Below are 7,451 nucleotides of genomic sequence, written 5' to 3' on the forward strand. Positions count from 1 at the left end.
CCGAGATCCGCGGCGGGACCTTCCCCTTCCGCGACGCCTATGAGGACATCCACATGAATGTGGAGGCCCGGCTGGCGGAACTGATCGGCGAGCCGGCCGGGCGGCTGCACACGGCGCGGAGCCGCAACGACCAGGTGGCCAGCGATTTCCGCCTGTGGGTGCGCGAGGCCTGCGACGCAGCGGTCGAACAACTCAAGGGGCTGCAGGCGGCGCTGCTGGCGCGGGCGGAGCGGCACGCCGGCGACCTGATGCCCGGCTTCACCCATCTACAGCCGGCCCAGCCGGTCACCTTCGGCCATCACCTGATGGCCTATGTTGAGATGTTCGGGCGCGACGTCGGCCGTTTCGCTGACGCCCGGACGCGCATGAACGAGAGCCCGCTAGGCGCGGCGGCCCTGGCCGGATCGCCCTTCCCCATCGATCGCGACATGACGGCCGCCGAGCTGGGCTTCGACCGGCCCATGGCCAATTCGCTGGATGCGGTCTCGGACCGCGACTTCGCCCTGGAGAGTCTGGCCGCCGCCTCGATCTGCGCCGGCCACCTGTCGCGGCTGGCGGAGGAGATCGTGGTCTGGATGACCCCGCAGTTCGGCTTCGCCCGCCTGCCCGACGACCTGACCACCGGTTCCTCGATCATGCCGCAGAAGCGCAACCCCGACGCGGCCGAACTGGTGCGGGCCAAGACGGGCCGGATCATGGGCTCGCTGGTCGCCCTGTCGACGGTGATGAAGGGCCTGCCGCTGGCCTATTCCAAGGACATGCAGGAGGACAAGCCGCCGGTGTTCGAGGCCTTCGACGCCCTGACGCTGGCCTTGGGCGCCATGACGGCCATGGTCTCGGCGCTGGAGCCTGACACGGCGCGTATGCGGTCGGCCGCGGGCTCGGGCTTCTCGACGGCCACCGATCTGGCCGACTGGCTGGTGCGCGAGCTGAACCTGCCGTTCCGGAAGGCCCACCACGTCACCGGGGCCGCGGTGAAGCGCGCCGAGGCGCTGGGCGTGGATTTGTCGCAACTTCCGCTGCCCGAACTGCAATCGCTTGAGGCGGGGATCACCCAGGCGGTTTACAAGGTGCTCACCCCCGAGGCCTCCTGCGCCAGCCGCCAGAGCTTCGGGGGCACGGCGCCGGAACAGGTCCGCGCGCGCATCGCCGACTGGAAGACGCGCCTCTCATGAAGGTCCCTGGCATGAAAACCCTCCTCGCTCTCGGCGTCGCCGCCCTGTTCGCCGCCTCCGCCGCCGGCTGCGGCCGCATGGCTGACCTCGAGGCGCCGCCCGCGCGCAAGACCGAGCGCAGCATGCGCAGCGACCGCGCGCCCAGCCTGCCGGAACCGGCGACGGTCTATCGGCCGCCCAGCACCCAGCCGATCGACGGCGGTCCCAACACCAGCCCGTTCAGCGGCTCGGGCGCCCGGCCCGACTAGGGGCGCGCCTTGCATCATTTCGACCGCATCGACGGCGCGCTTCACGCCGAGGGCGTGCCGCTGGAGGCGCTGGCGCAGGCCGTCGGCACGCCGGCCTATGTCTATTCGACCGCCACCCTGACCCGGCACTACCGGCTGCTGCGCGAGTCGCTCGACAGCCGGCGTCCGGCGCTGGGCGAGGCCCTGATCGCCTTCGCGGTCAAGGCCAACTCCAATGTGGCGGTGCTGCAGACCCTCGCTCGGCTGGGCTGCGGGGCCGACACGGTGTCCGAAGGCGAGATCCGGCGGGCGCTGGCGGCCGGCGTCCCCGGCGAACGGATCATCTTTTCCGGCGTGGGCAAGACCGACGCGGAACTGGCCTTCGCCATCGAGACGGGCGTGCGCCAGATCAATGTCGAGAGCGCCGTCGAGCTGGACCGGTTGATCGCCGTCGCCGCCGCGAAGGGCACGGCGCCCTCGGTCGCCATCCGCGTCAATCCCGCCATCGGCGCCGGCGGCCACGCGCGGATCACGACCGGCGGCGCGACCGACAAGTTCGGCGTGCCGATGGATCAGGCGCTTGACCTCTACGCCCGCGCCTCGGCCTCGCTGCATGTCGAGCCGGTCGGACTGGCCTGTCATATCGGCAGTCAGATCACCACGTTGGCGCCGCTGGAGGCCGCCTTCCGGGCGCTGCGTGAGATGACGCTCACGCTGCGGGCGCAGGGGTTCAGCGTGACGCGGCTCGATCTGGGCGGCGGGCTGGGCGTGCCCTATCACGGTCAGACGGACCTGCCGTCGATCGAAGACTATGTCGCCATGACCGCCGCCGTGCTGGAAGGCCTTGAGATCGAGGCGGCGTTCGAGCCGGGCCGGCTGCTCGCCGCCAACGCCGGCGTGCTGCTCAGCCGGGTGATCCAGATCAACGCTCGCGAAGACGGACGCCGCTTTCTCGTTCTGGACGCGGGCATGAACGACCTGATGCGGCCGGCGCTGTACGATGCGTTCCACGACCTTGTCCCCGTGCGGGCGCGGGAGGGCCAGCCGCGCCTGTACGACCTCGTCGGGCCGATCTGCGAGTCCACCGACATCTTCGCCCGCGACCGCAGCCTGCCGCCGCTCGAGGCCGAGGATCTGGTCGCCTTCATGGGCGCCGGAGCCTACGGGGCGGTCCTGTCCAGCGAGTACAACTCGCGTCCGCTCGTGCCGGAGGTGCTGGTGAACGGCGACCGCTGGGCCGTGGTGCGGGCGCGGCCGTCTTATGAGGCGATGCTGGCCGCGGAGGCGCGGCCGGACTGGCTGAGGTGATTGGTGGCTGGTGGCTGGTGGTTGGTGGCTGGTGATTAGTGGCTGGTGATTAGTGGCTGGTGGCTAGTAGCTACTGGCCGCGGCCCCTCGACGGCATCCACCGCCAGTCACTGACCACTAGCCACTAGCCACTAATCACCAGCCACCAACCACCTCCCCCCTAGTCCAGCGCGCACACGTCCGGCAGCCCGCGCAAGGTCCCGGCGTGGTCCAGTCCGTAGCCGACGAGGAAGCGGTTCGGGGCCTCCCAGCCGACGAAGTCCGGCTCGGGCGCGCGCGGCAGGGGCCAAGGCTTGCGGGCGAAGACCACGGTCAGCACGTCGGATGCGCCGCCTTCGCGGGCGATGCGGACCGCCTCCGCCAGCGACAGGCCGGTGTCGAAGACGTCGTCGATGATCAGAACGCGCCGGCCGGCGATCGGCCGCTGGAACGGGGCGTAGACATCGATGCGGCCGCGGCTTTCCTTCTCGTCGCCGTAGGAGGCCAGCCACAGGGCGTCGAACCGTACATTTCGGCCCAGCCGCGAGAGGGCCCGCGTCAGGTCGGCGGCGAACCACAGGCCGCCCGTCAGCAGCACGGCAGCCACGGTCTCGTCGTCGGTCACGGGCGCGATGCGCGCCGCCAGCTCAGCGACGATGCGCTGGACCTCGGCCTCGGGCAGGAGAACGGTGGGCTTGGGGGTGTCAGCCATGCGAGGCGGATAGCGCCTCGACCCCGGCGGTGTCCACCACCGGCACCGCATCGATCGGCTGCATGTCCAGCGCGGCCGCCGCCCCGGCCGGCAGGGCCGGGCGCAGACCCTCGGCTTCGCGCGCCACGGCCGGCTCCAGTGCTGGACGGGCTTCCCGTCGGGTGTCGGCGCGGACCGGCCGCGCCTCCTGTACGGGCTGGCGGACCGCCGGCGCCTCCAGAACGAAGTCGACGCCGATGCCCTGGCCCCGCGCGCCGGGATCGGAGATGACGGCGGCGAAGCCCTGCACCTTGCCGGGCAGGACGGGGGCCGCGTCGATGCGCACGATCGCATGACCGATCTCGGCGCCCTGCGCGTCCAGCAGGGCGACCCGCACCGGCGGTGCGATCCGCTCGTTGTCGCGTACGTTGCGCAGGGCGCCCGAGACCAGGACCTTGCCGGGGTCGATGGGCAGGGGCCGGGCGGTGATCGCCTCGAAATCCAGTCCGGTCGGGTTCACCGTCAGGCCGACGGCGGCGTAGGCGGCGGCGGTGCGTGGCGCCATCTCGACGACCTCGACCCGGAACAGCCAGGCGCAGGCCAGCAGGGCGGCGAAGCCGGAGGCGATCCCCGCCCAGACCACGCCGTGGGCGGCGGCGCGGCGCAGGCGGCGCTGCTGCTCGGCGCGAGCGCGGAAGGCGCGCGGCAGTTCCGGCGCCGGCGTCTCGGCCAGCGTCTCTTCTTCAGGGGCCTCGCGGGGGATGGGCTTGGGCTCGACCCGCGGGCGCGAGTCGGATAGTTCAAGCGGCTCGTCCAGCGTGGCGCGCCAGGTGTGTTTGCAGTCGCGGCAGCGGACGGCGCGGCCGTTCGGCCCGATCGCCTCGTCGGGGGTGAAATAGCTGGTGGCGCAGGACGGGCAGGTCAGTATCATGTGCGCTGACTGCGAGGCTTTTCGCCCCCTCCCGTCGCGGTTCTCACCGCGTCCCGACCCAAAAATTCATGCCCGTCCAGCCCCGCCGCGCCGCCCGATCCGCCGACTCGTCCGAGACCGTCCGCCTGTCGGGCGTGGGCTTCGGCTATGGACCGGCGCACCGCGCGTTGCGGGACGTTAACCTCACCTTGCCATCCGGCTCTTTCCACTTCCTTACCGGACCGTCCGGGGCCGGTAAGTCGACCCTGCTGAAGTTGCTGACGCTGGCAGAGCGGCCGGCTTCCGGGACGCTGCGCCTGTTCGGCGAGGACGTCACCATGGCGCCCCGGCGCGACCTGCCCGTGTTCCGGCGGCGGATGGGCGTCGTGTTTCAGGATTTCCGCCTGCTGGACCATCTCACCGCCTTCGACAACGTCGCCCTGCCGCTGCGGCTGGCCGGGGGTCGGGCCGCCGACTACGCCGGCGATGTGGCCGAGATGCTGGATTGGGTCGGCCTGGGCGACCGGGCCCAGGATCGCCCGCCGTCGCTGTCGGGCGGCGAGAAACAGCGGCTGGCCATCGCCCGTGCGGTGGTCGCGGGCCCCGACCTGATCCTGGCCGACGAGCCGACCGGCAGCGTCGACGCCGCCATGGCCGACCGGCTGCTGAAGCTGTTCCAGTCGCTGAACCGGCTCGGGGCGACGGTCCTGATCGCGAGCCACGACCTAGCCCTGGCGACGCGCTCGGGCGCGGCCGTGCTGCGACTTGAGGGCGGTCGTCTCTCCGGAGGCGACGCATGATGGGGCGTCTGTTCGTCCGCCAGTCCCCGCTGCTGCCGCGCGACGCGGGCGGCGAGCCCTGGCTGTTTTCCCTGATCGCCGTCCTGTGTTTTCTCGCCTGCCTGTCGGCCGTCGGAGCCGCCGCCGCCGACCGCGCCGCCCACGGCTGGGCCCGGCAGCTGCGCGCCGAGGCGACCGTGCAGGTCCGACCGCGCGTCGGCGAGACCGGCGCCGAGGCCGCCGCCCGGGCGGCGGAGACCCTGTCGGGCGTTCAGGGCGTGTCCGAGGCGGAAGCGATGGACCGCAAGACGGCCGAGGCCCTGCTGCGGCCTTGGCTGGGCGACGCCGCCCTGCCCGACCTGCCGCTGCCGCATCTGGTCACCGTCCGGCTGGACCGCGACGGCCCGGCCAGCGCCGTCACCCTGCGGCGGGCCTTGGCGTCCGCCGGCGTGGACGCCACCGTGGACGACCACAGCCTGTGGCGCGGCGAGGTCGAACGCTCGGCGGCCCTGATCACGGTTCTCGCCCTGGCGGCCTTCCTGTTGACCGCCGGCGCCGCCGCGGCCGCCGTGGTCTACGCGACCCGGGCCGGGATGGCCGCTCAGACGGGCGTCATCGGAACGCTGAGCCTGAACGGCGCCTCCGACAGCGCCATCGCCGGCCTGTTCCAGACCCGCTATGGCCTGCTGGCGGCGGGCGGGGGAGCCGTCGGGGCGGGCGCGGCCATGCTGCTGGTGGCGGGCGCGCGGATGCTGGGCGGCGCCGAAGGGGTGACCCCCGCCCTGCCGCTGGCGTGGAGCGATATCCTCCTGCTCTCGCCATGCCCGTTGCTGGCCGCTACGGTGGCGCTCGCAGCCGCGCGCTTTACCGCGCTGGCGCGGCTCAAGGGGCGGCACTAGGTTAAGCGCATGAAGTTTCTGACCTTCATCGCCATCCTGGCGCTGATCTGGGCGATCGGCCTGTTCGCCTTCGCGGACCGCGTGCGCGGCCTCGCGCCTGCTCCCGAGCCGGAGCGGGCCGACGCCATCGTCGCCCTGACCGGCCCCTCCGCCGAGCGCGTCAACACCGCCATTCGGCTGCTGGAGCAGGACAAGGGCGAGCGCGTGCTGATCTCAGGCGTCAACCGCGAAGTCCGCCGGCAGGAGCTGCGGGCCCTGACGCCAGGTTCCAATCGGCTGTTCAACTGCTGCGTCGATCTCGGCTTCGAGGCCGAGGACACGCTGGGCAACGCGCAGGAGATCGCCGCCTGGACCGCCGCCAAGGGCTACGACAGCCTGATCGTGGTGACGTCCGACTACCACATGCCTCGCGCCCTCACCGAGATCCGCGCCGCGGCGCCGGGCGTGCGGCTGACCCCCTACGCCATCGAGACCCCGTCGCTGGACAACTCGCGCTGGTGGCGGGCGGCGGTGACGGCTCGGCGAATGACGCTGGAATACATGAAATATCTGGCGGCCCTGGGCCGGGCCACGCTCGGCGGCTTCTCGCCGGAAGACCCGGCCGCCGAGGCTCCGGCCGCCAAGGCCGTTTGACATGACGGCCGTCCGATCGCTGCTGTTCGTCGCCTGGCTGTACCTGTCGATGGCCCTCTTCGCCGTCGGCCTGTCCCCGGCGCTGCTGCTGCCCTACCGCGCCGCGATGTGGGTGATCCGCAGCTGGGCCCGCTTCATCCTGTTCGGCCTGCGCTGGATCGCGGGGGTCAGGGTCGAGTTCCGGGGACTGGAGCACCGGCCCGAGGGGGCATCGCTGCTGGCGGGCAAGCACCAGAGCATGCTCGACGTCATCGCCCCCTTCGCCGTGCTACCCGACAACTGTTTCATCATGAAGAAGGAGCTGCTGCCCCTGCCCTTCTTCGGCTGGTTCGCCTGGAAGACCGGCATGATCGCCGTCGACCGCTCGGCCCACTCCAAGGCTCTGAAGGAGATGGTCCGGCAGGCTCGCGCGCGGCACGCCCAGGGCCGCCAGATCCTCATCTTCCCGGAAGGCACCCGCGCGCCCGTCGGCGCCCCGCCCGACTACAAGCCGGGCATCGCCGCCCTCTACCGCGACCTCGACAGCCCCTGCACCCCGATCGCCACCAACTCCGGCGTCCACTGGCCCGCGCACGGCTTCCGGCGCTATCCGGGGACCGTGGTGTACGAGTTTTTGCCGGCCATCCCCGCCGGGTTGAAGCGGGCGGAGTTCATGGCGCTGCTGGAGGAGCGGATCGAGGGGGCGTCGACTCGCTTTCTTTCGTCATCCTCCGACAAGCCGTTTTAGCGGCGCAGATCGGGGGACCCAGCGGCGCCGAAGGCGACCTGTTCAGCCGCGCTCCCGGCAGGTTCGCGCTCGCGCGCGCCGCTGGGTCCCCCGGTCTCGCTACGCTTGCCGGAGGATGACGAA

Annotated in this window: 9 protein-coding genes; 7 read left to right on the plus strand and 2 right to left on the minus strand. The window is 71.9% G+C overall.

Annotated elements, in window-relative coordinates; translation table 11 throughout:
• From argH to lysA, 3 genes are all read left to right on the plus strand, one after another.
• The coding region (argH, locus tag VGB60_RS09030; protein WP_331037936.1) for an argininosuccinate lyase at positions 1-1,175 on the plus strand (1,175 nt) is incomplete at its 5' end.
• Between the two features lie 11 nt (positions 1,176-1,186).
• Entirely contained in the window at positions 1,187-1,423 is a 237-nt protein-coding gene (locus VGB60_RS09035; protein ID WP_331037937.1) for a hypothetical protein, read from the plus strand.
• A 9-nt stretch (positions 1,424-1,432) separates the two neighbouring features.
• A complete protein-coding gene (gene lysA, locus VGB60_RS09040; protein ID WP_331037938.1) occupies positions 1,433-2,710 on the plus strand; it encodes a diaminopimelate decarboxylase in 1,278 nt (425 codons plus the stop codon).
• Between the two features lie 160 nt (positions 2,711-2,870).
• On the opposite strand, the gene VGB60_RS09045 is transcribed toward lysA, so the two are convergent.
• Entirely contained in the window at positions 2,871-3,401 is a 531-nt protein-coding gene (locus VGB60_RS09045; protein ID WP_331037939.1) for a phosphoribosyltransferase, read from the minus strand.
• On the minus strand, positions 3,394-4,311 hold the full coding sequence (locus VGB60_RS09050; RefSeq protein WP_331037940.1) for an MJ0042-type zinc finger domain-containing protein: 918 nt from the start codon (positions 4,309-4,311) through the stop codon (positions 3,394-3,396). Before VGB60_RS09050 ends, VGB60_RS09045 begins: the two co-directional genes overlap by 8 nt.
• A gap of 68 nt (positions 4,312-4,379) precedes the next feature.
• On the opposite strand from VGB60_RS09050, the gene VGB60_RS09055 reads away from it, so the two are divergent.
• The 4 genes from VGB60_RS09055 to VGB60_RS09070 are packed head-to-tail and all read left to right on the plus strand — an operon-like array spanning position 4,380 to position 7,328.
• Positions 4,380-5,090 carry a cell division ATP-binding protein FtsE gene (locus tag VGB60_RS09055; RefSeq protein ID WP_331037941.1) on the plus strand — a complete coding sequence of 237 codons (711 nt, stop codon included), beginning with the start codon at positions 4,380-4,382 and terminating at the stop codon, positions 5,088-5,090.
• The gene (locus tag VGB60_RS09060) at positions 5,087-5,968 is read left to right on the plus strand and encodes an ABC transporter permease (protein ID WP_331037942.1); all 882 of its coding nucleotides are present in this window, start codon (positions 5,087-5,089) and stop codon (positions 5,966-5,968) included. The genes VGB60_RS09055 and VGB60_RS09060 overlap by 4 nt, the downstream gene beginning before the upstream one ends.
• A gap of 9 nt (positions 5,969-5,977) precedes the next feature.
• The gene (locus VGB60_RS09065; protein WP_331037943.1) at positions 5,978-6,601 is read left to right on the plus strand and encodes a YdcF family protein; all 624 of its coding nucleotides are present in this window, start codon (positions 5,978-5,980) and stop codon (positions 6,599-6,601) included.
• Between the two features lies 1 nt (position 6,602).
• Complete coding sequence (locus tag VGB60_RS09070; RefSeq protein WP_331037944.1) at positions 6,603-7,328, plus strand: lysophospholipid acyltransferase family protein; 726 nt, start codon at positions 6,603-6,605, stop codon at positions 7,326-7,328.
• The last annotated feature ends 123 nt before the right edge of the window (positions 7,329-7,451 follow it).

Origin of the sequence: Brevundimonas sp., assembly GCF_036399195.1 — a bacterium.
Classification (GTDB): domain Bacteria; phylum Pseudomonadota; class Alphaproteobacteria; order Caulobacterales; family Caulobacteraceae; genus Brevundimonas.

Coding starts and splice junctions, on each gene's coding strand:
- VGB60_RS09055 (WP_331037941.1), top strand. CDS start 4,380: ATGCCCGTCCAGCCCCGCCGCGCCGCCCGATCCGCCGACTCGTCCGAG.
- VGB60_RS09060 (WP_331037942.1), top strand. CDS start 5,087: ATGATGGGGCGTCTGTTCGTCCGCCAGTCCCCGCTGCTGCCGCGCGAC.
- VGB60_RS09045 (WP_331037939.1), bottom strand. CDS start 3,401: ATGGCTGACACCCCCAAGCCCACCGTTCTCCTGCCCGAGGCCGAGGTC.
- VGB60_RS09035 (WP_331037937.1), top strand. CDS start 1,187: ATGAAAACCCTCCTCGCTCTCGGCGTCGCCGCCCTGTTCGCCGCCTCC.
- VGB60_RS09070 (WP_331037944.1), top strand. CDS start 6,603: ATGACGGCCGTCCGATCGCTGCTGTTCGTCGCCTGGCTGTACCTGTCG.
- VGB60_RS09050 (WP_331037940.1), bottom strand. CDS start 4,311: ATGATACTGACCTGCCCGTCCTGCGCCACCAGCTATTTCACCCCCGAC.
- VGB60_RS09065 (WP_331037943.1), top strand. CDS start 5,978: ATGAAGTTTCTGACCTTCATCGCCATCCTGGCGCTGATCTGGGCGATC.